General features: G+C 53.5%; 26 protein-coding genes. 21 read left to right on the top strand and 5 right to left on the bottom strand.

The window, feature by feature from the left end:
* Window positions 1-58 precede the first annotated feature (58 nt).
* The 7 genes from gmk to ubiA are packed head-to-tail and all read left to right on the top strand — an operon-like array spanning window position 59 to window position 7,142.
* A complete protein-coding gene (gmk, locus tag GH984_RS05005; protein WP_153719095.1) occupies window positions 59-697 on the top strand; it encodes a guanylate kinase in 639 nt (212 codons plus the stop codon).
* A 46-nt stretch (window positions 698-743) separates the two neighbouring features.
* The gene (gene rpoZ / locus GH984_RS05000) at window positions 744-1,049 is read left to right on the top strand and encodes a DNA-directed RNA polymerase subunit omega (protein ID WP_153719094.1); all 306 of its coding nucleotides are present in this window, start codon (window positions 744-746) and stop codon (window positions 1,047-1,049) included.
* Window positions 1,050-1,059: 10 nt separating this feature from the next.
* Window positions 1,060-3,231 carry a bifunctional GTP diphosphokinase/guanosine-3',5'-bis pyrophosphate 3'-pyrophosphohydrolase gene (spoT, locus tag GH984_RS04995; RefSeq protein ID WP_153719093.1) on the top strand — a complete coding sequence of 724 codons (2,172 nt, stop codon included), beginning with the start codon at window positions 1,060-1,062 and terminating at the stop codon, window positions 3,229-3,231.
* 13 nt (window positions 3,232-3,244) lie between these two features.
* Window positions 3,245-3,637: a RidA family protein gene (locus GH984_RS04990; protein ID WP_153719092.1), complete on the top strand. Its 393-nt coding sequence runs from the start codon at window positions 3,245-3,247 to the stop codon at window positions 3,635-3,637.
* Between the two features lie 3 nt (window positions 3,638-3,640).
* On the top strand, window positions 3,641-5,716 hold the full coding sequence (recG, locus tag GH984_RS04985; RefSeq protein WP_369691944.1) for an ATP-dependent DNA helicase RecG: 2,076 nt from the start codon (window positions 3,641-3,643) through the stop codon (window positions 5,714-5,716).
* 3 nt (window positions 5,717-5,719) lie between these two features.
* A complete protein-coding gene (locus tag GH984_RS04980) occupies window positions 5,720-6,280 on the top strand; it encodes a chorismate--pyruvate lyase family protein (RefSeq protein WP_153719091.1) in 561 nt (186 codons plus the stop codon).
* On the top strand, window positions 6,270-7,142 hold the full coding sequence (ubiA, locus tag GH984_RS04975) for a 4-hydroxybenzoate octaprenyltransferase (RefSeq protein WP_153719090.1): 873 nt from the start codon (window positions 6,270-6,272) through the stop codon (window positions 7,140-7,142). The genes GH984_RS04980 and ubiA overlap by 11 nt, the downstream gene beginning before the upstream one ends.
* On the opposite strand, the gene GH984_RS04970 is transcribed toward ubiA, so the two are convergent.
* On the bottom strand, window positions 7,135-7,809 hold the full coding sequence (locus GH984_RS04970) for a ComFC family protein (protein ID WP_153719089.1): 675 nt from the start codon (window positions 7,807-7,809) through the stop codon (window positions 7,135-7,137). The genes ubiA and GH984_RS04970 overlap by 8 nt on opposite strands.
* A 55-nt stretch (window positions 7,810-7,864) precedes the next feature.
* Between GH984_RS04970 and GH984_RS04965 the strand changes: the two genes are divergently transcribed.
* The 5 genes from GH984_RS04965 to GH984_RS04945 all read left to right on the top strand — a co-directional run bounded on the left by GH984_RS04965 (window position 7,865) and on the right by GH984_RS04945 (window position 12,870).
* On the top strand, window positions 7,865-8,806 hold the full coding sequence (locus GH984_RS04965; RefSeq protein WP_253939123.1) for a methyltransferase domain-containing protein: 942 nt from the start codon (window positions 7,865-7,867) through the stop codon (window positions 8,804-8,806).
* 76 nt (window positions 8,807-8,882) lie between these two features.
* On the top strand, window positions 8,883-9,410 hold the full coding sequence (locus GH984_RS04960; protein ID WP_153719087.1) for a DUF2244 domain-containing protein: 528 nt from the start codon (window positions 8,883-8,885) through the stop codon (window positions 9,408-9,410).
* Complete coding sequence (gene coxB, locus GH984_RS04955; protein WP_253939122.1) at window positions 9,407-10,252, top strand: cytochrome c oxidase subunit II; 846 nt, start codon at window positions 9,407-9,409, stop codon at window positions 10,250-10,252. The genes GH984_RS04960 and coxB overlap by 4 nt, the downstream gene beginning before the upstream one ends.
* A 29-nt stretch (window positions 10,253-10,281) precedes the next feature.
* A complete protein-coding gene (gene ctaD, locus GH984_RS04950; RefSeq protein WP_153719086.1) occupies window positions 10,282-11,856 on the top strand; it encodes a cytochrome c oxidase subunit I in 1,575 nt (524 codons plus the stop codon).
* A 153-nt stretch (window positions 11,857-12,009) separates the two neighbouring features.
* Window positions 12,010-12,870 carry a cytochrome c oxidase subunit 3 gene (locus GH984_RS04945; RefSeq protein WP_153719085.1) on the top strand — a complete coding sequence of 287 codons (861 nt, stop codon included), beginning with the start codon at window positions 12,010-12,012 and terminating at the stop codon, window positions 12,868-12,870.
* 6 nt (window positions 12,871-12,876) lie between these two features.
* Here the strand turns inward: GH984_RS04945 and GH984_RS04940 are convergent, their stop codons facing one another.
* A complete protein-coding gene (locus GH984_RS04940) occupies window positions 12,877-13,095 on the bottom strand; it encodes a twin transmembrane helix small protein (protein ID WP_153719084.1) in 219 nt (72 codons plus the stop codon).
* A gap of 66 nt (window positions 13,096-13,161) precedes the next feature.
* Between GH984_RS04940 and GH984_RS04935 the strand changes: the two genes are divergently transcribed.
* Genes GH984_RS04935 through cyoE form a run of 4 tightly spaced genes read left to right on the top strand, consistent with a single transcriptional unit; the run spans window position 13,162 to window position 16,447 of the window.
* Window positions 13,162-13,914, top strand: coding sequence for an SURF1 family protein (locus GH984_RS04935; protein WP_153719083.1), 753 nt, complete (start codon window positions 13,162-13,164; stop codon window positions 13,912-13,914).
* Complete coding sequence (locus tag GH984_RS04930) at window positions 13,915-14,505, top strand: redox-active disulfide-containing membrane protein (protein WP_153719082.1); 591 nt, start codon at window positions 13,915-13,917, stop codon at window positions 14,503-14,505.
* A complete protein-coding gene (locus tag GH984_RS04925) occupies window positions 14,502-15,512 on the top strand; it encodes a COX15/CtaA family protein (RefSeq protein WP_153719081.1) in 1,011 nt (336 codons plus the stop codon). Before GH984_RS04930 ends, GH984_RS04925 begins: the two co-directional genes overlap by 4 nt.
* Window positions 15,509-16,447 carry a heme o synthase gene (gene cyoE / locus GH984_RS04920; RefSeq protein ID WP_153719080.1) on the top strand — a complete coding sequence of 313 codons (939 nt, stop codon included), beginning with the start codon at window positions 15,509-15,511 and terminating at the stop codon, window positions 16,445-16,447. The genes GH984_RS04925 and cyoE overlap by 4 nt, the downstream gene beginning before the upstream one ends.
* A gap of 216 nt (window positions 16,448-16,663) precedes the next feature.
* Here cyoE and GH984_RS04915 read toward each other — a convergent pair whose 3' ends face one another.
* The 3 genes from GH984_RS04915 to GH984_RS04905 all read right to left on the bottom strand — a co-directional run bounded on the left by GH984_RS04915 (window position 16,664) and on the right by GH984_RS04905 (window position 17,681).
* Window positions 16,664-16,978: a HigA family addiction module antitoxin gene (locus tag GH984_RS04915; protein WP_153719079.1), complete on the bottom strand. Its 315-nt coding sequence runs from the start codon at window positions 16,976-16,978 to the stop codon at window positions 16,664-16,666.
* Window positions 16,979-17,087: 109 nt separating this feature from the next.
* The gene (locus tag GH984_RS04910; RefSeq protein ID WP_153719078.1) at window positions 17,088-17,465 is read right to left on the bottom strand and encodes a TM2 domain-containing protein; all 378 of its coding nucleotides are present in this window, start codon (window positions 17,463-17,465) and stop codon (window positions 17,088-17,090) included.
* Between the two features lie 3 nt (window positions 17,466-17,468).
* Window positions 17,469-17,681, bottom strand: a complete 213-nt coding sequence (locus GH984_RS04905; RefSeq protein ID WP_153719077.1) for a DUF4177 domain-containing protein — start codon at window positions 17,679-17,681, stop codon at window positions 17,469-17,471.
* Between the two features lie 130 nt (window positions 17,682-17,811).
* Between GH984_RS04905 and GH984_RS04900 the strand changes: the two genes are divergently transcribed.
* The 5 genes from GH984_RS04900 to GH984_RS04880 all read left to right on the top strand — a co-directional run bounded on the left by GH984_RS04900 (window position 17,812) and on the right by GH984_RS04880 (window position 23,571).
* Window positions 17,812-18,990 (top strand): NAD(P)-binding protein, encoded by a 1,179-nt coding sequence (locus GH984_RS04900; protein WP_153719076.1) that lies wholly within the window; start codon window positions 17,812-17,814, stop codon window positions 18,988-18,990.
* 68 nt (window positions 18,991-19,058) lie between these two features.
* Window positions 19,059-19,922, top strand: a complete 864-nt coding sequence (locus tag GH984_RS04895; protein ID WP_172973169.1) for an alpha/beta fold hydrolase — start codon at window positions 19,059-19,061, stop codon at window positions 19,920-19,922.
* A 105-nt stretch (window positions 19,923-20,027) separates the two neighbouring features.
* Window positions 20,028-21,596: an ABC transporter substrate-binding protein gene (locus GH984_RS04890; protein WP_153719074.1), complete on the top strand. Its 1,569-nt coding sequence runs from the start codon at window positions 20,028-20,030 to the stop codon at window positions 21,594-21,596.
* A 75-nt stretch (window positions 21,597-21,671) separates the two neighbouring features.
* A complete protein-coding gene (locus GH984_RS04885; protein WP_153719073.1) occupies window positions 21,672-22,661 on the top strand; it encodes an ABC transporter permease in 990 nt (329 codons plus the stop codon).
* A gap of 13 nt (window positions 22,662-22,674) precedes the next feature.
* Entirely contained in the window at window positions 22,675-23,571 is an 897-nt protein-coding gene (locus GH984_RS04880; protein WP_153719072.1) for an ABC transporter permease, read from the top strand.
* The last annotated feature ends 1 nt before the right edge of the window (window position 23,572 follow it).

The following is a 23,572-nucleotide window of genomic DNA, read 5'->3' as shown; positions in this document are numbered from 1 at the left end:
AAAGGATCTCCTGTTGAAAGCGGTGCGCAAATTGAGCGCAAAAGGTACCATGCCCGGTATGGAAAACGGCACTGTTGAAACGGTTTATGTGGTCTCCGCGGCTTCGGGGGCGGGTAAAACCTCGTTGTTGCGTGCGCTGATTGAGCAGGACTCGGGTTTGGCGGTGTCGGTATCGCACACCACACGTGCGCCACGCTCTGCTGAGCGTGATGGCGTGGATTATCATTTTGTTGATGATCCTACTTTTGTCGGGCTAATCGAGCAAAATGCCTTTGTAGAGCATGCGCATGTGTTTGACCGACGCTATGGCACGAGCTGGGCAGCCATTCAGTTAGAGCTTGAGCAAGGCCATGATGTGCTTTTGGAGATTGACTGGCAGGGCGCTCGGCAAGTGCGTGAGCGGCTGCTCAATGTGGTGTCTATATTTATTTTGCCTCCCTCGCTGGCAGCACTAGAGCAGCGTTTGCGAGCCCGAAACCAGGATAGCGATGAGGTAATTGCTCGGCGCATGGAGGCGGCCGTAGCCGAGATGCAGCACTGCACCGAATATGACTATTTGGTGGTGAATGATGACTTCCAGCAAGCGCTAACCGATCTTAATGCGATTATTCAGGCACGTCGGCTTCAGTTGCGCCGGCAGTTGACCGCGCAGGCTGAGATAATTTCGGCTTTGCTTGAACAGCCCGGTTCAGGCTAGACTGCACCTAGAATCATACACTTGAAGAATACCCGGAGGTTGCCCCATGGCACGTGTGACGGTCGAGGACTGTCTTGAGACAATTGATAACCGATTCGAGTTGGTGCTGGCGGCTACCCGCCGGGCGCGCCAAGTCGCACGCGGCACCCAGCCGCTGGTGGAGTGGGAAAACGACAAACCCACCGTCGTCGCTTTACGCGAAATTGCCGAAGGGCATGTAACTTCTGAGATTTTGAGCGTTGAGCACGAAGCTGCTGAAGCCCTAGGCGCATTGCAGCAGCAGGCAGACGAGGCCGCGGCTGACGCAGCGGCAAGTGAAGACGCGGCAAATGGAGATCAGCCTGTCGGTTGATTAGCACCTCATGGCAAGCAGTGATGCGGTAGTGAATCGGGAGACGGTTAGCGTCGATTCCGCTAGCCGCGCCGCTGATTTATGCTCGCTGCTTGAAGAATATCTAGACCCCCTTCAGGTTCAAAAGGTCTACCGGGCCTACCAATTTGGTGCAGCGGCGCATGAAGGTCAGCGCCGCTTGTCTGGCGAGCCCTACATTACTCATCCGCTGGCAGTGGCCCGGTCGCTTGCCGAAATGGGGCTCGATGCTGACAGCTTATGTGCCGCCATCCTGCACGATGTCATTGAGGATACGCCAACGGCGAAGGCAGAAATTGCCGAGGCGTTTGGCCCCGAAGTGGCGCAGCTGGTTGATGGTGTCTCTAAGCTCACCCAAATTAATTTTCGCAGTAAAGCCGAAGCGCAGGCCGAAAACTTTCGCAAGATGGTCTTGGCTATGGCTCAAGATATTCGGGTCATCTTAATCAAGCTGGCCGATCGGCTTCATAACATGCGCACGATTTGGGTGATGCCTCCGAGCAAGCGTGGCCGTATCGCTCGCGAAACGCTTGAGATTTATGCGCCCATTGCACAGCGCCTTGGCATTAATAGCTTGCGGGTGGAGCTGGAAGATCTTGGGTTTGCGGCGCTGTATCCCATGCGCTATCGCGTGCTGAAAGAGCGACTTCGCAGACAGCGTGGGTCGCGAAGAGAGCTTTTAGATACGGTTCGATCGGGCTTTGATCAGGCTTTAAGCGAAGCCAAGATTGATGGCCGCGTCATTGGTCGCGAAAAACACCTTTGGAGCATCTATCAGAAAATGCGGCTCAAGCAGGCCGGGTTTGATGACATCTTCGATGTGTATGGATTCAGAATTGTGGTTGGCGATGTAGATACCTGTTATCGCGCCCTAGGCATTTGCCATGCACTGTATAAGCCGCTGCCCGGTCGAGTTAAAGACTATATCGCCATTCCAAAAATTAACGGCTATCAAAGCCTGCATACCACTTTGCTCGGCCCGCGCCGAATACAGGTAGAGGTGCAAATTCGCACGGCTGATATGGATCGCGTGGCTGAAGCGGGCATTGCCGCGCACTGGTTATACAAAGACCAAGGCAGCGCGAGCAATGCCGCGCAAAGTCGAGCACGTGAATGGGTGCACGGGCTGATGGAGCTACAAGAAAGCGCAGGCAATTCCTTAGAGTTTATTGAAAACGTCAAAATTGATTTGCTGCCGGATGAAGTCTACGTGTTTACGCCAAATGGCGACATCATGGAGCTGCCAAAAGGCGCTACGGCCGTAGACTTTGCCTATGCGGTGCACTCCGATATTGGTGATGCCTGCATTGCCGCCAATATCGATAATCGGTTAGCACCGTTGCGCACGCCTTTAGAAAACGGCCAAACCGTTGAGGTGATTGTTTCGCCAATCGCACGGCCCAATCCGGCTTGGCTCGATTTTGTGGTAACCGCGAAGGCAAGAACCGCCATTCGACATAGCCTAAAGCGGCTGCAGGGCGAGGAGGCAGAAGCGTTGGGTCGGCGATTGGTCGATCAAGCATTGACTGCAATGAATGTTCCCTTATCTGAAGTGGATCATGAGCGCGTTAGCGCAGCGGTTCAGGCGCTCGGCGCAGAATCTGAAGCCGAATTATTTGCTGAGGTGGGTTTGGGTAGACGGATGCCTTGGCTGGTGGCGCGTCGCCTTGCCGGCACACCGGCTGATACGCCTGATGCCCAAGATGAGTCAGAATCAATGGGTTCGCTAAGCATTCGGGGCACCGAAGGCGCCGTGGTTACTTTTGCCCGTTGCTGCCGGCCTATTCCTGGTGATCCGATTGTGGGCTTTGCCAGCGCAGGGCGCGGTGTGGTGATTCATCATCAGGCGTGTCATAACATTCGCGAATATCGCAATCATCCGGAAAAATGGATTGATGTGCAGTGGGATCCGGAGGCCGAGGGAGAATATCCCGCAGCGCTGAGTGTTGAGGTTATGAACGACCGTGGCGTTCTCGCTAGCGTGGCCGCTGTGATTTCGGACATGGAAGCAAGTATCGATGGCATTAAGATTGATGAAAAAGAGGGTATGATCGCCACTATTCGCTTGGTGCTCGGTGTGCAGGATCGTATCCATCTGGCTCGCATCATGCGGCGATTACGGGGTTTGTCTGCGGTTTTAAGAATTACCCGGCAGCGGGGTTAAGGAGCTTACATTTATGGCACGCAAAATTATTCAGACCGATCAGGCCCCTGCCGCTATCGGACCTTACTCTCAAGCAGTTCGGGTGGGCGATCTTGTTTTTTTATCGGGTCAAATTCCGCTAGACCCCATCACCATGGAAATGGTTGGGCCAGATATTGAAGCGCAAACCATTCGAGTCTTCGAGAATCTGTCTAATTTGTGTATGGCAGCTGGCGGTGGGTTAGAAGATATCGTCAAGCTAACCATCTTTTTAACTGACCTTGGCCATTTTGCCACTGTGAATCAGTTGATGGCCGAGTATTTCAGTGAGCCTTATCCCGCGCGGGCTGCCATTGGTGTAGCCGCATTGCCGCGTCAGGCAATGGTAGAGGTTGAGGCGATCATGAGTCTCGCAGATCAGGCCTAATCCGTGCCCCCTGAGAAGGGAGTAGGCACCGCGCTGACCCGACTACCGGGCATCGGCGCGCGGCTTGCTGAAAAGTTAGGCAAGCTTGGCATTCGCCGCGTTGAAGATCTCCCGTTTCATCTGCCGGCCCGCTATGAAGATCGTACACGCGTGCTGCGCGTTGGCGAGCTTCGTCCGGGTGTGAGTGCGTTGGTAGAAGGAGAAGTGACCGCCAGTGAGGTTACGGGCGGGCGGCGGCAACGACTGGTGTGCCGCATTAGTGATGGCACTGGACATTTAGAGTTGGTGTTTTTTCATTTTTACGGGGCGCAACGCCAAAAGCTCGTGCGTGGCGCCCGACTTAGGCTGTTTGGCGAGGCACGGCCAGGGCCAGTCATGTTGCAAATGGTGCATCCTGAGTGGTCTTTGGTAGAGCCCGATGCGCCACCACCCACCGGCGGTTTTATTCCGGTCTACCCCTCAACCGAGGGCTTGACCCAGCTGCAAATTAGACGCGCTATGGCCGCGGCACTTGAGCAAGTAGACACCCTGCAAGAATGGCTACCCGAAGCGCTGCGCGCAGCGTTGAAACTGCCTTCTCTTAGCGCCGCTTTACGCCACGTCCACGCTCCAGAGACGGATGCCGACATTGCGGCTCTTATCGAAGGGCGTGATCCTGCGGTGCGGCGTCTTGCTTTTGAAGAGTTGCTGGCGCATCGCTTAAGTCTATTGCGTCTGCGGGCCGAGCATCAGCGCGTGGCCCCGGCGCCTGCGCTGAATGTAGAAGGCGAGTTACCGGGTGCGTTATTAACGCAGTTGGGATTTGCCCTGACTCAAGCGCAGCAACGGGTGCATGCAGAGATTAAAGCCGATTTGGCCACCACAGAGCCCATGCTAAGGCTGGTGCAGGGCGATGTGGGCTCCGGTAAAACCGTGGTTGCCGCACTGGCCACCTTGAGTGCCGTGGAATCCGGCTGGCAGGCGGCGGTGATGGCGCCCACCGAATTGCTCACCGAGCAACATTATCGCAGTTTTATGGGCTGGCTTGAGCCGCTGGGCGTGCAGGTGGACTGGCTCGGCGGGCGGCTATCTGCTGCGGCGCATCGCCAGGCATTGCTTAATCTGGCTGAAGGTCGTACCCAAGTCGTGATTGGTACGCATGCTTTGTTTCAAGAGGCCGTCGTATTTCATCGCTTGGGGCTGGTCGTGGTGGATGAGCAGCATCGCTTTGGGGTGCATCAGCGGCTTGCGCTTCGCGATAAAGGTGGCGGCCACATTCAGCCGCATCAGCTTGTCATGACGGCCACACCAATACCGCGCACTTTAGCGATGACAGCCTATGCGGATTTGGACGTGTCGGTTATTGATGAGCTGCCGCCGGGGCGTACCCCGGTGCAAACGGTGGCGCTGCCCGATAGCCGGCGTGATGAGGTCATGGATCGCGTGCGCGTTGCCTGTAAGGAAGGGCGCCAGGTTTACTGGGTTTGTGCCTTGATTGAAGCCTCTGATGTGCTTGAGGCCGAGGCGGCCGAAGCAACGGCCGAGCGTATGCGCACCCACTTGCCAGACGTGCGCGTTGGGCTGGTGCATGGCCGGCTAAAAGCAGAAGAAAAAGAGGCCGCCATGCATGCTTTTGAGCAAGGGGAGCTTGATTTGCTCGTTGCCACCACGGTAATTGAGGTGGGCGTGAATGTGCCTAACGCCTCACTGATGGTCATTGAAAATGCCGAGCGTTTTGGGCTTGCTCAACTGCATCAGTTGCGCGGTCGGGTGGGGCGAGGAGAGGCCGTCAGCAGTTGTGTGCTGTTATACAAATCACCACTAAGCCAAACCGCTCGCGCGCGATTGTCGGTATTGCGCGAAAGTAACGATGGCTTTCGCATTGCCCGCCGAGATTTAGAGATTCGTGGGCCGGGTGAGTTGTTAGGAACACGGCAGACGGGTGAGTTAAATTATCGGATTGCTGATTTGCTGCGCGATGGCGATTTGCTTGATCATGTTCAGCAGGCAGCAGCAACGCTACTACAACAGTATCCAGACGCCACGCAGGCTCTTATCGATCGATGGGTTGGCGCTGGCGAGCGCTACGCGCAGGTATAATTGATGAGTGAACCGGGAACCCGTGGCTGGCGGCCGCGTCGATTATCGGCAATTACCGCTGTGCCAAAAAAACTCAAGCCTTGGTTGGATGAGCCTGGCTCATTAACCCGGCGGCTTCGCGGTATTGCCGGCCAACAATTTCGGGTGCGAGTGATTCGAGAATGCTGGGTTCAGCCTTGGCCTGATGAGCGGGCTCGGTTAGCGGTGCGCGAGCCGCGCAAAGTTTGGCTGCGAGAGGTGGAACTGTGTCGGGGTTCAACACCCCTAGTTTATGCGCGAAGCATTATTCCCGTCAGCAGCTTACATGGGCCACTGCGGCGTTTTCGTCGGTTGGGTGCACGTCCGCTTGGGGCGCTTTTGTTCGGTCGATATCCCGTGGCCCGCGGGCCAATTGAGGTGGCGCCAGTGCCAAGAGAGAGTCGGCTTGGTTTATCTGCGAGTTTTGGGGGAAAGGCCACATCGGCATGGGCTAGACGTTCCATCTTTCGTATTGGGGGGCGCCCCCTTTTAATTACCGAGGTTTTCTTGCCGGCTTTATTAGAGGAGTTAACCAATGTGGGTTGATCGTGTGGACTGGCGCCATCGCGCTGGGCTGTATGCCCGCTTGGCACGATTGGACCGCCCCATCGGCAATTTTTTGTTGCTCTGGCCCACCTTATGGGCACTTTGGTTAGCCGCAGATGGGTTGCCTCACCTTGATGTGCTGATCGTGTTCATCTTAGGTGTATTGGTGATGCGCGCAGCCGGTTGTGTCATTAACGACTATGCAGACCGCGATTTTGACCGCCACGTTAAACGCACACGCGAGCGACCCTTAACCACCGGGGCAGTTAGCGAGCGGGAGGCACTGTTGTTATTTGCCGCGCTGTGTTTAACGGCATTTGGTTTGGTTTTGTTAATGAACCGCTTAACCGTGTTGCTCTCGTTTGTGGGGGTGGTAATTGCGGCAACGTATCCTTTTATGAAGCGTTACACGCATTTACCCCAAATCCACTTAGGTGCGGCGTTTGGTTGGGCGGTGCCAATGGCGTTTGCTGCACAAACCGGCGCGGTTCCTTCTATTGCGTGGTGGGTTTTTGGTGCCACTGTTATTTGGGCCACCATTTATGACACCCAATACGCCATGGTAGATCGCGATGATGATGTAAAAATTGGCATTCGCTCCACGGCCATTTTATTTGGTCAATACGATCGGCTCATTATTGGCATTTTACAGCTGATTTTAACGGGGCTTTTGTTGTGGATTGGCCTGCAGGCTGAGCTTGGCGTGTGGTGGTATGTTGGCGTGGTTGTTGGGGCAGGTTTTTTTGTTTGGCAGCAAAAATTGATTTGGCATCGTGAGCGTGCCGATTGCTTTCGGGCATTCTTAAACAACAATGTTTACGGCGGTGTGATCTTTTTAGGTCTTGTTCTGCAGTTTATATAGCCCGCGCTAAGACGAAGCATTCAACCCTTTCGACTCCCGTGGCCTTTAGCGTGGCAGCGGCTTCGCGCGTACTTGCGCCTGTGGTTAAAACATCATCAAACAAAATCACCTGCTTTGGAGGTGTTGCCGTGAGCGTAAATGCCTGGGCCAGATTTTTGGCGCGCGCAGCGGCATCAAGGCCGCTTTGCGGTGGGGTGTGGCGCTGCCGTTTGAGTAGTTGACCAGAAACGCTGCAGCCCATCCATTTGGCAAGGTGATGAGTGTGGTCAAAGCCTCTGGATCGGCGGCGTTTTGGGTGTATCGGCATGGGAATAACGGGTGCATCTAACAAAGACTGACGCTGTTGCAATGTTTCTGCAGCTAACTCGGCCAGTAGTCGTCCCGCAGCAAAATCTTCCTCAAATTTATAAGCTTGGATTAGCCGTTGAATATCATCGCAATAGCGCCAAATGGCGATTGTATGCGTGAATGGCGGCGGGCTACTCAGACAATCGGCGCAGTACACCGCACCAGATGCCAATGGCAAGCCACAGGCATAGCACGCGGCAGTAATCCACGGCAGATCCTCTTTGCAGGCAGGGCAAATATCCTGCTTTGAGCAGGGGATATGGCAGAAACGGCATCGACCATCGAATAGTTGGTGAAGCCAAGTGTTAATAGTGGACATCCACCGAGTCTGACAGGTGCATACGGCGCGCAGAGTGCGGCAGGCCCACGTGCCGATGGGCGGTAAAATGTGGCAGCATGAGCGGATGCAAACATCTCAGCTTGATCCATTGTTAGTTGATAATCGCGCGCTGAATCGTCGGCTTACGCGTGCGGCTCACGCAACAGCCAATTCATTTGCCGACGCGGCTGTCCTGCATCGAGAAGTTGCCAAGCGCCTGCTGGAGCGCTTGGAGTTTATTAAATTACAACCTAAGCGGGTGCTTGATTTGGGCTGCGGCACGGGTCTAGCAACACCTGGCCTGCGGCGGCTCTATCCCAAGGCGCAATTAATGGTGGCTGACCAGGCACCAGGTTTTGTGCGCGCAGCGCGGAAAAGCGTTTCAAGATGGCGGCGCTTGCCCGGTTTAGTGACGGGACTTAACCGATTGCCATTTGCCACCAGCTCGGTGGATTTGATTTTCTCATCACTGGTGCTACACCGGATCAGCGACCTAGCAACGACAGTTAGAGAATTTCAGCGCGTATTAACCCCGGGTGGCGTTTTAATGTTTGCCACGTTTGGGCCAGATACCTTAAAAGAGCTGCGCGCGGCTTGGGCCACGGTTGATAATGCCGGGCATGTGCAAAGTTTTGTGGACATGCATGACATTGGTGATGCGCTGGTGGGTGCGCGTTTGGCAGACCCTGTGATGGATTTAGATCACTTTACCCTGACCTATGCGGGTGTTGATGCTCTAATCAAGGATTTGAGCGCATTGGGCTTTCGGAATGTGCTGGCCGCGCGAGACCAAGGACTAACCACGCCAAGGCGGCTGCAGGCTATGCGGGCGGCGTATCAGCAGCAGCAAGATAGTGCGGGGCGTGTGCCGGCAACCTGGGAGGTTGCTTACGGGCATGCCTGGGGAACAGAAGGACAGGCACAAATTAAAAGTGAAACTGGCGAGGTTCATGTGCCGATTGCCGGTGGCGCCATTCCTCGGCGCAGTAGTGAATAGTTGTTGTGCTTTTCTCGGGCTGCAGAATTCTCTAGAATTGACGCACATCAACTTTGTCGATTAGACAGGGATTGTAATGACAACACAGGCTTCAACCGATTCGCTAGCAGGCCGGCGCTTTGTGCTGGCACCAAATATTGCGCCTAACTGGCCGCAAACGGTGCGCATTTTCATTGGGCTAAGTGCGGTGTGCTTAGGAATTGGTGTGGTTTGTGCCGCTTGCGGGCTATGGCCCATCTTGACCTTCGCGGGGTTAGAAGTCTTGGCGCTGGGTGCAGCGCTGTATGTGTCTGCACGGCGCTCGCTCGATAGAGAAGTGATTAACGTAACGGATAACAATATCCGTATCGAAAAGGGTCGTGGCCGGGTTGAGCAGGCCTACGAGATGGAGCGAGCGTGGACGCAGGTAGAATTGCGACGGCTATCACGCCGATGGGATGAAACACAGTTAGTTCTGCGCTCACGCGATCGAGAGGTTACACTAGGCAGCTTCTTAGATCCGGATGAACGGCTGAGCCTGGCGCGTGAACTAAAAGGATGTATCGGACCGATGGCACGATGCGGTGGCACCTTGTTTAGAACATTGGGAGAAAAAGCAGGATGATGATGCGTATTGGCAAACAATGCCAAAAGAGCGTGTTAGCGCTGGCGTTACTATTTATGGCAGGGCCTGCGCTGGCAGATCTCTCGCTGCTGAATATGACCCAAGGTGTTACCGATATGAGTAACCAGGTTTATGGTCTGCATATGACCATTTTCTGGATTACTGTGGTTATCGGTGTTTTAGTTTTTGGCGCGATGTTCTATTCCATCATCCGGCATCGTAAATCTCGCGGTGTTAAACCTGCTAAGTTTCATCACAGCACCGCGGTAGAAATTGTGTGGACGATTATCCCACTGGCAATTCTGGTGGGTATGGCTATTCCGGCAACGCGGGTGCTGATTGATATTAACGACACCACGGGCTCTGAGATGACCGTCAAAGTCACCGGTTATCAGTGGTTTTGGGGTTATGAATACATCGATGAAGACGTGCAGTTTTTAAGCCGTCTAGATGTCGAAAGTGACCGGGCCCGGCAGCTTGGCTCGGGCGTTTCGCCAGCTTCGGTGCCGTACTATTTAGAGAATGTTGATAACCGATTGGTATTACCGGTAGATACACGCATCCGCTTTCAAATCACCGCTGCCGATGTCATTCACAGCTGGTGGGTGCCTGACTTTGGCTGGAAGCGAGACGCTATTCCTGGGTTTGTGAACGAAACATGGACGCAAATTGATGAGCCAGGTATTTATCGCGGGCGCTGCGCGGAGCTGTGTGGCCGAGACCACGGCTTTATGCCTATTGTGATAGAAGCTGTAGAGAAGGATGAATTTGAGACCTGGCTAATGGCACAGCGCGAAGGTTCATCCGCTGACGAAGCATCAGATGCCGTGGCATCTCGTTAATACAAAGTCTTTTGAGGGAGACGGGATCAATGACCGCAACAACGCATGATCATGCCCATCACGCTGCTGAAGCCACGGGTTTTAAGCGCTGGCTGGTAACAACAAACCATAAAGACATCGGCTCGATGTACTTGTTGTTTTCGCTGGCCATGTTCCTTGTGGGTGGCGCCATGGCTTTGGTAATTCGAGCAGAACTTTTTCAGCCTGGCTTACAGCTTGTCGATCCGTACTTCTTTAACCAAATGACCACCATGCATGCGTTGGTCATGATTTTTGGTGCGGTTATGCCAGCCTTTACGGGCTTGGCTAACTGGATGATTCCATTAATGGTGGGGGCGCCAGACATGGCCCTGCCACGAATGAACAACTGGAGCTTCTGGCTGCTGCCCTTCGGGTTTGCCGTTCTGCTTTCAACGCTCTTTATGCCGGGTGGCGGCCCAGCCGGCGGCTGGACGATGTACCCACCGCTGATGCTGCAAACGGGTACTGCGTTCCCATTCGTCATTTTTGCGATTCATATTCTTGGCATTAGCTCGATCATGGGTTCCATTAACGTGGTAGCCACCATCTTGAATATGCGCGCACCGGGCATGACCCTCATGAAGATGCCGCTCTTCGTTTGGACTTGGTTGATCACGGCCTATTTGATGATTGCCGTTATGCCGGTGCTGGCTGGCGCCATCACCATGCTGCTAACCGATCAGTACTTTGGCACCACGTTCTTTAGTGCGGCCGGTGGTGGTGATCCGGTGCTCTATCAGCACATCTTTTGGTTCTTCGGGCACCCCGAGGTTTATATCCTAATCCTCCCGGCGTTCGGTATTGTTTCCACCATCATTCCTGCCTTTGCGCGTAAGCCGCTGTTTGGCTACAGCTCAATGGTATATGCAACGGCCTCTATCGCATTCTTGTCGTTCATCGTGTGGGCTCACCACATGTTTACGGTGGGTATGCCGTTAGCGGGGCAGCTGTTCTTTATGTACGCCACCATGCTGATCGCAGTGCCAACCGGCGTAAAGGTGTTTAACTGGGTGGCTACGATGTGGCGGGGCGCCATGACCTTCGAAACACCCATGCTGTTTGCATTGGCGTTTGTGTTTTTGTTCACCATTGGTGGGTTCTCTGGGCTGATGTTGGCCATCGCGCCTGCTGATTATCAGTATCACGACACTTATTTTGTGGTGGCTCACTTCCACTATGTGCTGGTAACTGGCGCTGTGTTTGCCATTTTGGCAGCGGCTTATTACTGGCTGCCTAAGTGGACGGGGCATATGTATAGCGAGCGACTGGGTAAGGCGCATTTTTGGCTGTCCACCATCTCGGTCAACGTACTGTTTTTCCCGCAGCACTTCTTGGGTCTGGCGGGCATGCCACGGCGTATTCCCGACTACTCAGTGCAGTTTGCAGACTGGAACATGATTTCTAGTATTGGCGGCTTTGCCTTTGGCTTTTCTCAGCTAATCTTTGTTTGGCTGTTAATTAAGTGCATTCGTGGTGGCGAAAAGGCTGAAGCGCGTGCATGGGAGGGCGCTGAAGGCCTTGAGTGGGAAGTGCCATCACCGGCGCCGCATCATACGTTTGATACCCCACCGGTGGTGCGCTGATTGAAGATCATTAATGAAAAGGCAGATCGCCGCGCGCGTCGCGGCATCCGCTGGACGGTGTTTTTATTAGTCCTAGTCGTGCTGGGAATTTATTTTGGGGTTTTCCTCGATCGGTTATAGACTGACCTGAGGCTAGAGTGGAGAGACAAGCGCATGGCGCAAGCAGAGAGCGGATATTACGTACCCCACGGCAGTAACTGGCCGATCATCGGCAGTGTTGGGCTTACCTCACTGGTTATTGGCATTGCGCTTTACTTAGAGGGCATGGGGCTAGGCTTGTGGGTAATGGGGGCCGGCGGTGCGCTTCTGATCTACATGGTGTGGGGCTGGTTTGCTGATGTGATCCGCGAAAGTGTGGGCGGCCTTTACAGCGCGCAGGTAGATCGCTCTCTTCGCTGGGGCATGATTTGGTTTATTTTCTCTGAAATTATGTTTTTTGGCGCCTTTTTTGGCGCGCTTTTTTATGCGCGCTTTTTGTCGGTGCCATGGCTTGGCGGTGAAGATCCGGCCACCAGCCGAGTGCTTTGGGATTCGGCTTTGCTGGCCTGGCCAACGGCAGGCCCTGGCAATTTGGGTCTTGACTGGAAGCCGATGGGGCCCTGGCCGCTGCCTACAATTAACACCCTAATCCTGCTCACCTCTGGCGTTACGCTCACCGTTGCTCATCATGCGCTTAAAGAGAACAATCGCCGTCGCTTGATCACCTTTATGTGGATGACGATTGCGCTGGGTCTAGCTTTTATTTGTTTGCAGGCTTATGAGTATTACGAAGCCTATGCGCATCTGAATTTACGTTTAGATACGGGTATTTACGGCTCTACGTTCTTCATGCTGACCGGTTTTCACGGTGTGCACGTTTTGCTTGGCACGATTATGCTGATCGTTATCACGCTGCGCTGTATGAAAGGGCATTTCGAGGCAGACTCTCATTTCGGTTATGAGGCAACCGCCTGGTATTGGCACTTTGTTGATGTGGTCTGGCTGGGGCTGTACGTGTTTGTCTACATTATGTAGCGACAGCTAGTTAAGCGGGCTGCCATTTGGGGTGATGACACCTGTGAAAAAGCCCAGCAAAATTAGCAAAAACAGCGTAACCGACAAGACGATTCTAACTTTCAGTGCATTGAGTGTGCGATTGGTTTGGCCGCGATCTTTGATCAAATAAAATAGGCTTGAACCAAGGCTCGCAATAATGATCAAAATGGTTGTTGCGATGGCAATGCGTATGGCGAGGTCCATGCAGGCTTCCTTCTGGTTAGCTAAAACATCGGTTTAGAAACATCAGTATAGAGTGGTCAGACAGGCATGCACATCGGTAGTTTCCAGTTTGCACCGCCGCTGCTCCCCACGCTTGGTTATCTGGTCATGCTGATGTTTTTGATCTTCCTTGGGGTTTGGCAGCTTGATCGGGCGGAACAAAAGCATACCGAGCTTGCTCACAGAGCAGCGGCTATTGAGGCTCCGGTGGTTTCTTTAAATGATAAGCCCGCTGAGTCTGGCTTAGCAGCTTTTGAATTTCGCAGGGCTCGTGCCACTGGCGTATATGATACACAGCGGCAGTTTTTACTGGATAACCAAGTAGAGGATAGTGAAGTGGGTTATCGCTGGCTTGTGCCGCTGCGGATTGAAGGTCAGGATCAGGCGGTATTGGTTGATCGAGGTTTTCTGCCTGTCGGTGATGATCGCCGTCAGCTGCCTGCCGTTGTCATCGAGCAGCCCGAGCAAACCGTGACGGGGCAAATTGCCCCACGCCCCACCGTTGCAATGCAGTTAGGTGAGCCCAGTGACAATGCGGGTGAATGGCCGCGTCGCGTGCAGTACCTTGATTACGAGTATTTCGACTCGCAAACTCCCTACCCGTTACTGGCCGGTCAGTTATTGATCGAAGGATCGCTGGACTTAGCACCACGCATCGAGCGCACTGGTCGTGAGGCGTGGCGATATGGCCCTGAGCGGCATGAAGGATATGCGTTTCAATGGTTTTCAATGGCCGCAGCCCTTACCGTTATTTGGCTTGTGGTCAATACCAAACGGCGCCAGCCAAGGAATAAAAGTTAAATGTCACGTACAAAGGGCCGACTGCAGCTACTGTTTTTGATGGGTGTCTTTTTTCTACCCGTTATAGCGGCTGTGATTTTAGTTTCAAGCGGATATATGCCGGGTGGGGTAACCACCAATCACGGCACCCTAGTGCAGCCGGCCGAGCAGCTGGATACTAAGAACTGGGAGCCAGTTCGCGGTGAAGCGCCGGTAACCGGTGGTTTATGGCAGATCGTTGTGCCTTTTACGGCCGACTGCGGCGAAGACTGCCAAGCGCGTTTAGACCTGCTGACGCGTGCCCGGGTGGCGCTGGATCGCAGCATCGACCGAGTGTTGCTTGTTAGCGTTCAGCCGCCAGGGGTAGAGCCGCCACCCGAAAGCCAAGACAGCGTTATCGCCATGACCGCGCCAATGGCCTCCGTAAACGCGTTGGCGCAGGCGGATGGCGTTGCTATTGCGGCCAATATTGTTGATTACCGAGGCTATCATGTGATGCGGTATGCCGAGCCGTTAGATGCCGCCGGTCTACTCGATGATTTAGAAAAACTTTTGCGCCTTGCTAAAGAAGAGGCGGAACGTCGTGCCCGAGAGGAGGCCCTTGCTCAATGAACGCGCATCCCTGGTTTTTTAGAACTTCGTTGTTTGCCACGCTGCTCACGCTCTGCGTTGTGGTGCTGGGTGCTTGGGTTCGCTTGACCGACGCGGGGCTGGGGTGCCCCGACTGGCCAGGTTGCTATGGCCATCTGGATGTACCGAACACGCCAGAGGCAATTGCCGCGGCCAACGCCGCTTTTCCGGATACACCCGTTGATATTGGCAAAGGCTGGCGAGAAATGGTTCATCGTTATGCTGCAGGTTTGCTGGGCCTATTGATTGCGGGCTTGGGCATTGCGGCATGGAAGTTGCGTAAACGAGCCGGTCAGCCCTGGAAGTTGCCGTTGTTCATTATCGTGCTGGTTATTTTTCAATCCACACTGGGCATGTGGACAGTCACTTGGCAGCTTAAGCCGGCGGTCGTGACCGCACATTTGCTTGGCGGGCTGACCACGTTGTCGCTGCTATGGTGGGTAACTCTGCGTTCTAACTATTTTGGCGGTGCAGGCAAGCTAGCTAAACAGCGCGGGCTTGGCTTTTTGCTCAGCTTAGGGATTATTGCCGCCATCGGGCAGATCACGCTGGGGGGGTGGGTTAGCACCAACTATGCAGCACTTGCCTGTAACGAATTCCCCACTTGTAGCCTTGGTGAGTACTGGCCAGAGCGCGCCGATTTCTCAGAAGGGTTTGTGTTGTGGCGCGGCCTTGGGGTGAACTATGAGTTCGGTATTTTGGATCATCCCGCGCGCATGGCTATTCATTTAGTCCATCGAGTTGGGGCGATTGTGGTTACCCTGGTCTTTGCCCTACTGCTATGGCGGCTTTGGCGCACAAATAGCGCTGGCCGAAGCATCGCTATTGTTATCGGAGGGGTGCTGGGTACTCAAATTGCCCTAGGCATTGCTAATGTGCTCTACAACTTGCCTCTGAGTATCGCGGTCGCGCACAATGCCGGTGCAGCGCTGCTGATGATGGCGCTGGTAACGGCCGTGCATCTAGTGCAACCAATTAGGCGAACATGAGTCGATTGCTCGAGGCATCTACCGCGTCCAGTACGCGCCCCGCTACTCTGCTGCAGCATGTGCAGCGGCAATGGCGAGATTATTATGAGCTCACCAAGCCTGGTGTGGTGGCACTCATGGTGTTTACTGCGGTTGTTGGTCAGCTGCTTGCAAGCCCCGGCACCATCCCCTGGAATGCGCTAATTGTTGGCAATATCGGTATTGCGCTGGCGGCGGGTTCTGCTGCGGCCATTAACCATTTGGTAGACCGGCGTGTAGACGGGATTATGAAGCGCACCCAGGCAAGGCCATTGCCCACCGGGCATCTGCGCACCGGCCATGCGGTCATCTTTGCTGCGACGATTGGCGCGGCAGGTTTAAGTGTGCTGTATTTCTTGGTCAATCCGCTAACGGCCTGGCTCACCTTTGCTTCGCTAATTGGCTATGCGTTTATTTATACGCTGTTTTTAAAGCGCGCCACGCCGCAGAATATTGTGATTGGTGGAGCAGCGGGCGCGGCACCCCCCGTTCTTGGCTGGGCGGCGGTCACGGGCACAATTGATCCTCATGCCTTGCTTTTATTTTTGATTATTTTTGTTTGGACGCCGCCACATTTCTGGGCGCTGGCCATCCATCGGCAAGAAGAATATCGCAGTGTCGACATTCCTATGCTGCCCGTCACGCATGGTGATCGATACACGCGCTGGCAGATTTTGTACTACACGATTTTGCTGGTTGGCGTGTCGGTGCTGCCGTTTGTTACTGGGATGAGTGGCTGGGTTTATTTACTTGGGGCGTTGGGTTTAGGTGCACGTTACTTGTGGTTTGGCGTTGTTATGCTGACTCGGGATCAAGATCGCTCGCTGCCCATGCGCTCGTTTGGTTATAGCATTTATTATTTGATGGCGCTGTTTGCGTTTTTGTTGGTGGATGCTTATTTGCCGGTGATTTTTTAGGTTTGGTTATCTTTAGCTTCCTTCCGTTACCTTAAGCTTCCGTTATCCTTACCCTCCATTACCTTTAGCTTCCGTTATCTTTATCCCCGCTCACAATTCGCTTTCGCGAATTGAAAAACGCGGGGTTAAAGATAACGGAAGCTTAGGAATTTGGGGCCTTGAGAATAATACGGGGGCTTAAGAATAATACGGAAGCTTACGAATATGGGGCTTTTGTTAGTGGGGGCGGTTGGTTTGGGGGTTGTCGTCAAACGCGACCTTTTGGATGTGATCTAGTTTGATGGTTTTGGAGGTAAACCAGAGGTCGTGCATATCTTGCATTGCGAGCCAGCTTTTTGGGGTGCGGCCTAGCGCTTTTGAAAGGCGCAGTGCCATTTCTGGGCTAACACCACTTTGGGCTTTTAATAGGCGGTTTAGTGTCGATGGCGCTACATCGAGCTGTGCCGCCAAGTAGCGACAGCTCAAACCATAGGGCCGCATATAGGTTTCCATAATAAACTCACCGGGGTGGGGCGGGTTATGCATGGACATTAGTGGTAATCCTTATAGTCGAGCAAAAAATGTTACTCGCCCCAAACCGTACCACGACTATCATTGCCGCCATAAAATATTTGTGTCCACAGTAGCTGGGGAAAGCAGGCTAAACCCGCCGTCGGTAAAGCTCCTCTAGAACTTGATTGTTATGCTCTTGCACGATCAGTTGGGATTTAAAGAGTTCGTAGAATTCGACGAGCGTTACGCCGGCGATGAGTGCAATGCCCAGCCACATGGCGTCGGTGAAGAGCAGATATATGCCAGTCCAGAAGAGGGCGATCGCCAAAAGGCCGGCGCCCCATTTGCCCAAATAAAAGTAGTGGAGCCCTGCAATAAAGAAGTAGTTGAGTGTTGCGTAGGTGTCAGGATCCTTGAGTTTCTTTTCGGCCTCCTTGTACAGGCGGCTGCGATCTTCATCGGGCAGCTCACTAATTTGTTGCCGAATGCGCTCTTCTCTTTGTTCAACGGCGTCTTTGGATAGCATGGGTTAGCGCCCCAAAGTGATGATGACGGCTTCGCGTTTCCAGAAAAGCCAGAAGCGCTTTTGCTCGACTATCTGGAAGAGCATGGTCCAGCCATCGGCGGCTTCTTTGTTGAGGGCATTTTCCATCCGTTTGATTGGTACGCCTGATGCGCCCAGAAAGATGGTGCCCAGGCCGCCTTCAACAACGTGTAAAACTTTGTACTCTTTATAGGTCATAACACAGTTCCTTTGTATGGGTTGATTACAGGAGTTACATAATTTACCTGAGTGGGGGTTGGGTTTGTCGTGAACCCTGTCTCACAATGGACTTAGTCGATTGGCATCTTTAACCAGAGCGATAGTATTTATGACCCATCAGTTTAGCGTGGCAATCATTGGCGGGGGCGTTGCTGGCGCTGCGGTTGCAAGGGGCTTGGCAACAAATCTGCCAGATCCGTCCAGTCAGATTATTCTGTATGAAATTGGCAGGGGCCCCGGAGGGCGTAGCGCAACCCGAAAAACCCGCTCAATCTCAGAGTTCCGCATTAATCATGGGGTGCCGTATGCGGATATTTCCACCCATGAGGGGATGGCGGTTATTTCATCACTTGGGCAATCGGTTCAACCCTATGCGGGTAAGCGCGCTGTTATTGATGGTAAAAGTGGCGCTATCGTTGAGCGAGAGGCGAATAAGGATGTGCAGCTGGTGGTTGGGGCTAATGGCGAGATGGCCAATATTGCTGCCTCGCTGCTGCCAAACATAACTACTACCTACTCAACCATGGTTCGAGGCCTTGCCCGTGGCACTGGAGCGAATGATCCATGGATACTTTATGACAAACAACAAGCGGAGCTTGGTCGTGCAGACTGGCTGATTGTTGCGGGCAGCGGCATTGCCCATCCGCGCTGGTCAGAAACTTTTGGTGGCCCGCCGCCCCTGGTTGAGGCGGCTGCACAACTTAATGATCCTGCGCTCAACGAGTCATTGGCGGTGATTGCGAAACAGACAGCAGCCCCAGTGCTTGCGGTGTTGTTCTATGCGACCGGTGCGGCGGCGCAGGCGTGGCAAAGGCTGTCTTTTGATGTGGCCACCATTCGGGATCATGATGTTTTAGCAAAAATTTCGATCCAGCCCTGTGGGCCGACAGGTTGCTCGGTGGTGCTTTATTCCACAAGCCGCTTTGCGCGTGAAAATACCGGCGTTTATGGTTCTTCATCTAGCGCCGCCCGGGTGGGGGATGCCTCCTCCAGTGCGGATCGTGAGGAAAGTATTATCGATGCGATGCTCGCAGGGCTTGGGCGCATTCCAGGTATGCCGATAATTGAAAAATCGGCTTATCCCTTCGGCCCTCTGTTGCACCGGTGGGGCAACGCCTTTCCGCAGGGCGAGCCGCTCCCGGCGGCTTTATCCATATGCCGTGATGCTCGAGTGGCGTTCTGTGGTGACTATGTGAGTACGCCTGCCAGAATGGGCAGTTATGAATGCGCATTGCTATCTGGTTTTAACGTGGGGCTGCTTATAAGCCCAGCCTTATGTTCAAATTAAGCCTTGTGCTGGCAGCCCTGCTCTGGGTTAGCCTCATCACGGCCTGTGCAAGCAGGACGGAGGAGCCGATGGCTTATGCAGACTCGGCCGCAGAGGGCCGCTTTGTGACGTTGCCGCAAGGGCGCCTGCATGCCATCGTGCGAGGTGAAGGGCCCGATCTCATCATGATCCACGGCGCCAGTGGTAATGCGCGCGATTTCAGTTTTGATCTTGTCGATCGAATGGCAGATGAGTTTCGCGTCATTGCCTTTGATCGGCCGGGGTTTGGATATTCGGATAGTTTTGGCGACGCGCTCAGCCCAATGCAGCAGGCCGAGCTGTTACGCAGTGCAGCGCTTCAGCTTGAGGTGGAAAACCCAATCATCCTTGCCCACTCCTATGGTGGTGCGGTTGCGCTGGCCTGGGCGCTGCAGGCGGAGAGCGAGGTTGCAGGTCTGACGCTTCTAGCCCCAGCCTCGCATCCGTGGCCCGGAGAGCTTGGGCTTTGGTATCGGCTGTCAGCCTCGGCATTGGGGCAGCATGTCATCTTGCCTATGGTGGCCCGACTTGCCCCCCGCGCCTTTATCGAGCGCGCCCTGCCACGTGCTTTTCGCCCCAACCCAGTCCCCGAGGGCTATCTCGATCATTTGGGTGTTGAGCTAACGCTGCGCACCAGCCAGCTGCAGATTAACGCGCAGCAGGTAGACAGCCTCAGAGATCACCTTGTGGCCATGTCCCCGGGGTACCCCGCGTTGTCCCTGCCAATCGAGATCATACATGGCACCGAGGACCGCACGGTGGGCCTGCAATACCATTCCGAACGCCTTGCCGCAGACGTCGAAAGCGCTCATCTCACCCGCGTAGAGGGCATGGGCCACATGCCTCATCACGCTAACCCCGTGCTGGTTGCGAATACGATCCGCCGCACCGCCGAGCGCGCTGGTAGTAAGTGAAGTAACTGGCGCCAAATTCAAGTTACTTGACAAACGCTGTGTGAGTGCTACTACTGTTATTGACGCAAGAACGTCGAATATTTACACCCTTGGGGGGATTTAGATATGAACATTTCAAGAAGGAAGTTTTTGGCTGGTGCATCAGCCTTAGGTGCCGTTTCATTCTTGCCAACGGCTGGGTTGCCATTCATTAAAACTGCTGCGTCGCAGGACGTGAAAACATTGGTATTTGCGGCGGCGGGCACTGTAACGAGTAGTTGGGACCCAACCTCGCATACGGTAGCGCCTCAAATTACCGCAGAGGGTTTCATTTTTAATCGGCTGACTAACTGTCCGATGACTCCTGAGGACCCCAGTGAAATACTGCCAGACCTCGCTGTCGAGTGGCGTTCTGTTGATGAGTTCACGTTAGAGTACAAGCTTCGTCAGGGCGTTAAGTTCCATGATGGAAATGAGCTGACGGCAGAAGATGTAAAAGCAACCTATGAATACGGCAGCGATCCTAGTCGCCCGGCATCGGCATGGTATCCAGGCCGTGTTGATGTTGAAGTTGTAGATCGTTACACCGTTCGCCTCAACACAGAGGCATATGGATATCCAGCATTGAACTTCTGGTATGTCTCATCCTTCTTGCCGATTTTGTCGGCACGGGATATTGCCAATCCAGATCGGCTTCGGTCACGTCCTAATGGCACCGGGCCATTTCGGTATTCGGAAACCCAGGGCGATCGCATTATATTCGAAGCGTTCGATGAATATTATGATGGGAAACCGAATATTGAGACGGTCGTCTGGGCATACGTGCCAGATGCCAACACTCGCGTGTTAGGTCTGTTAAATGGTGAATACCACCTGACTGAGCGGCTAGAACCCGAGCAGTATGTGTCACTAACAGGCGAGTCTGGCATCACGACTGATCGCAGTCTCTCTAGTGAAAATAAGTACCTGCATTTCCGCTGCAATAAACCACCATTTGATAATGAGCTGGTTCGGCAGGCTGCGGTTGCAGCCATCGATCGAGACCAAGTATTACAGTTGGTCGCAGAAGCGGGACAGGCATCAGATTGCCATATCTCGCCAGTTAAATTTGGATATATCGACGTACCGAACTATCCGACATTCGATCCAGCACGTTGTCAGGAGTTACTGGCGGCTGCCGGTTATCCGAATGGGCAAGGGCTGCCTGAAATCGAGTTCATTACTTCGGTCGGTTTTTATCCAAAAACCCGTGAGTATGGAGAACTTGTAACGGCGATGCTTCAGGCGCAGGGCTTCCCAGTCAAGCTCACAACATTAGAGCCAGCGGCTTGGGAAGAGCAGCTGTATAGAGGTTCTGATGGGCAAGGACCTGGGCACATCATCGATGTTGGATGGATTACGGGTTCGCCAGAGCCAGATTTGGTTTTGCGCCCGAATTATCACTCCGATTTTGCGCTCATTAATGGCATCGACGATGCAGAGCTTGATGCTGCTTTGGATAGGCAGCGCGGCGCGGTATCGATTGATGAGCGGCTGAAGTTGCTGCAAGAAGAAACGCTGCCGATGTTGGCAGATAAAGTGCCAGCAATTTCGTTATTCTCGTCGGTCTTCTTACGGGCCATGTCGGATCGAGTGTCTGGCGTTAAGTTCTATCCAAACGGACCGATAGACTTAAGTAAAGCAACGTTGAGCTAAGGCTTAATGCGTTCTGGGGCGCCGCAAGGCGCCTCAGAACATCTTCTACTAGGCCCGTTTTATAGGCTAATTGGTATGGCGTTTGCTATAGAGTTTTTTGTTCGCCGCATCCTTCAAGGCGCGGTCATTGTGTTTCTGGTTTCGTTTGTCATCTTTGCGCTGTTGCGGGTGGTGTCTGGTGACCCGGTTCGCATTATTTTGGGGCCAATGGCCTCATCTGCCGCAATTGAGGAGACAGCGGAGCAATTAGGTCTTAGAGATCCGATTCCAATTCAGTATGGCCGTTTTGTTGCTGGCGTTGTCCAGGGTGATTTTGGTCACTCGTTTATACGTGGTGTGCAGGGCGGTAGCACTGGGGGTAGTCAGGATTCCGAAGGGCTTGATACCGACAACCGCGCGCCAGTATTTGATTTAATTATGACGGCACTGCCCTATACCGCAATTCTAGCGGGTGGGGGTGTGTTTTTGGCGCTATTGATTGCGCTACCCATCGGGATTTTTGCGGGCCGCAATAGTGGCCGATGGCCCGATCGATTCGCTTTGTACGTGAGTTCTCTGTTTATATCGCTGCCCAACATCTGGATTGGGGTTGTTTTAATTTTCCTGTTCTCCACGAAGGCGGGATGGTTACCTGCGATTGGTTACGAAGGCTTGGCTTACGCGATACTGCCGGCAATCGTGATTGCCATTGAGATATCCCCCGTTCTAATTCGGGCAATTTCTGTATCGGTTTCGGATAATTTGCGCGCGCCCTATTTTGCACTTGGTTTGGTGCGGGGGTTGTCGAGTAACTATATGTTTAGAGCGCACGTGTTGAGAAATTCTGCGGTGCCGCTAATGAATCTATTTGGTGCCCAAGTCATTGGAATGCTGTTGGGTGGGCTTTTTGTTGTGGAGTACATCTTTAGCTACCCCGGCATTGGCTTATTGACCATTAACGCGATTTTTCAGCGTGACTTCCCGATCGTTCAAGCCATCTCAATACTGGCGGCTGTTGCGCTGGTCTTGATCAATATGTTTGTCGATTTTTTCTCATCGCTGATTGATCGGCGATTGAAGTTTTAAAAGAGAACTAACAATGACAGACACCGTTAGCAACGCAACAACTGGCATGCGCACCTCACAGAGAATGCTGGCGCATGCATGGGCATTTAAAGAGATGAAATTTGCCCTTGGGGTCTTTTTATTTCTCATCGTGCTGGCTGCAGTAGGCCCCGTCATCATCCCGGCATCAGCTATCGATATGAATGTTGGTCTTCGTTTCCTTCCGCCAATCTTTTTTGAGGGTGGGCAATGGCCGCATATTTTCGGTACTGATCAACTAGGCCGAGATCTATTTCTGCGCTCACTAATCGGGCTACGAAATGCCTTAATGCTTAGCGTGGTCGCGGTCATTTGTATGTTTGTGCTCGGTTGCGGCTTGGGTATCTACGCAGGCTATAAAGGCGGCTGGATCGATACCGTGATCATGCGCATCACCGATGTCCAAATGTCTATCCCTGTCATTATTTTGGCCATTACGGTGCTAGGGATGAGTCGGCCAACGCCATTTAGCATCATTATGGTGTTGGTAATTGCGAGTTGGCCTGTGTATGCGCGTGTTGCTCGTAGCGTGGCACTCGCAGAAAAAGAAAAGGAGCACATCCGCGCTGCAAGGATTATTGGCGCTGGTGATTTGCGGATTATGCTCCGGCACATGGCACCGCAAATTCTGCCACCCATTGCCTTTGTAGCAGTGCTCGATATTGCACGAATGATGATTTTTGAAGCGATTTTTGGGTTTATTGGCATTGGTATTCAGCCACCAACCCCAACCTTTGGGACCATCATCTCTTCGGGTACTCAGTATTTGCTTAATTCGTGGTGGATTACCGTTGCGCCAGGTGTGCTGTTGGCAGTGACGTTAACCAGTCTAAATTTGGTTGGTGGGGTGCTCGAGCGCTCAAGAAACCATGTCTTGCAGGGTGGTAGATAAA

Origin of the sequence: Spiribacter salilacus (assembly GCF_009649225.1) — a bacterium.
In the GTDB taxonomy this organism is placed as follows: Bacteria; Pseudomonadota; Gammaproteobacteria; order Nitrococcales; family Nitrococcaceae; genus Spiribacter; species Spiribacter salilacus.
Note: the sequence above shows the minus strand (reverse complement) of the source record. Positions and strands in the feature narration are given on the sequence as shown.

Excerpts from the sequence above, each read along its gene's own strand:
- gmk (WP_153719095.1), top strand. The coding sequence starts at position 59 with ATGGAAAACGGCACTGTTGAAACGGTTTATGTGGTCTCCGCGGCTTCG.
- rpoZ (WP_153719094.1), top strand. The coding sequence starts at position 744 with ATGGCACGTGTGACGGTCGAGGACTGTCTTGAGACAATTGATAACCGA.
- spoT (WP_153719093.1), top strand. The coding sequence starts at position 1,060 with ATGGCAAGCAGTGATGCGGTAGTGAATCGGGAGACGGTTAGCGTCGAT.
- GH984_RS04990 (WP_153719092.1), top strand. The coding sequence starts at position 3,245 with ATGGCACGCAAAATTATTCAGACCGATCAGGCCCCTGCCGCTATCGGA.
- GH984_RS04980 (WP_153719091.1), top strand. The coding sequence starts at position 5,720 with ATGAGTGAACCGGGAACCCGTGGCTGGCGGCCGCGTCGATTATCGGCA.
- ubiA (WP_153719090.1), top strand. The coding sequence starts at position 6,270 with ATGTGGGTTGATCGTGTGGACTGGCGCCATCGCGCTGGGCTGTATGCC.
- GH984_RS04970 (WP_153719089.1), bottom strand. The coding sequence starts at position 7,809 with ATGTCCACTATTAACACTTGGCTTCACCAACTATTCGATGGTCGATGC.
- GH984_RS04965 (WP_253939123.1), top strand. The coding sequence starts at position 7,865 with ATGGGCGGTAAAATGTGGCAGCATGAGCGGATGCAAACATCTCAGCTT.
- GH984_RS04960 (WP_153719087.1), top strand. The coding sequence starts at position 8,883 with ATGACAACACAGGCTTCAACCGATTCGCTAGCAGGCCGGCGCTTTGTG.
- coxB (WP_253939122.1), top strand. The coding sequence starts at position 9,407 with ATGATGATGCGTATTGGCAAACAATGCCAAAAGAGCGTGTTAGCGCTG.
- ctaD (WP_153719086.1), top strand. The coding sequence starts at position 10,282 with ATGACCGCAACAACGCATGATCATGCCCATCACGCTGCTGAAGCCACG.
- GH984_RS04945 (WP_153719085.1), top strand. The coding sequence starts at position 12,010 with ATGGCGCAAGCAGAGAGCGGATATTACGTACCCCACGGCAGTAACTGG.
- GH984_RS04940 (WP_153719084.1), bottom strand. The coding sequence starts at position 13,095 with ATGGACCTCGCCATACGCATTGCCATCGCAACAACCATTTTGATCATT.
- GH984_RS04935 (WP_153719083.1), top strand. The coding sequence starts at position 13,162 with ATGCACATCGGTAGTTTCCAGTTTGCACCGCCGCTGCTCCCCACGCTT.
- GH984_RS04930 (WP_153719082.1), top strand. The coding sequence starts at position 13,915 with ATGTCACGTACAAAGGGCCGACTGCAGCTACTGTTTTTGATGGGTGTC.
- GH984_RS04925 (WP_153719081.1), top strand. The coding sequence starts at position 14,502 with ATGAACGCGCATCCCTGGTTTTTTAGAACTTCGTTGTTTGCCACGCTG.
- cyoE (WP_153719080.1), top strand. The coding sequence starts at position 15,509 with ATGAGTCGATTGCTCGAGGCATCTACCGCGTCCAGTACGCGCCCCGCT.
- GH984_RS04915 (WP_153719079.1), bottom strand. The coding sequence starts at position 16,978 with ATGTCCATGCATAACCCGCCCCACCCCGGTGAGTTTATTATGGAAACC.
- GH984_RS04910 (WP_153719078.1), bottom strand. The coding sequence starts at position 17,465 with ATGCTATCCAAAGACGCCGTTGAACAAAGAGAAGAGCGCATTCGGCAA.
- GH984_RS04905 (WP_153719077.1), bottom strand. The coding sequence starts at position 17,681 with ATGACCTATAAAGAGTACAAAGTTTTACACGTTGTTGAAGGCGGCCTG.
- GH984_RS04900 (WP_153719076.1), top strand. The coding sequence starts at position 17,812 with ATGACCCATCAGTTTAGCGTGGCAATCATTGGCGGGGGCGTTGCTGGC.
- GH984_RS04895 (WP_172973169.1), top strand. The coding sequence starts at position 19,059 with ATGGCTTATGCAGACTCGGCCGCAGAGGGCCGCTTTGTGACGTTGCCG.
- GH984_RS04890 (WP_153719074.1), top strand. The coding sequence starts at position 20,028 with ATGAACATTTCAAGAAGGAAGTTTTTGGCTGGTGCATCAGCCTTAGGT.
- GH984_RS04885 (WP_153719073.1), top strand. The coding sequence starts at position 21,672 with ATGGCGTTTGCTATAGAGTTTTTTGTTCGCCGCATCCTTCAAGGCGCG.
- GH984_RS04880 (WP_153719072.1), top strand. The coding sequence starts at position 22,675 with ATGACAGACACCGTTAGCAACGCAACAACTGGCATGCGCACCTCACAG.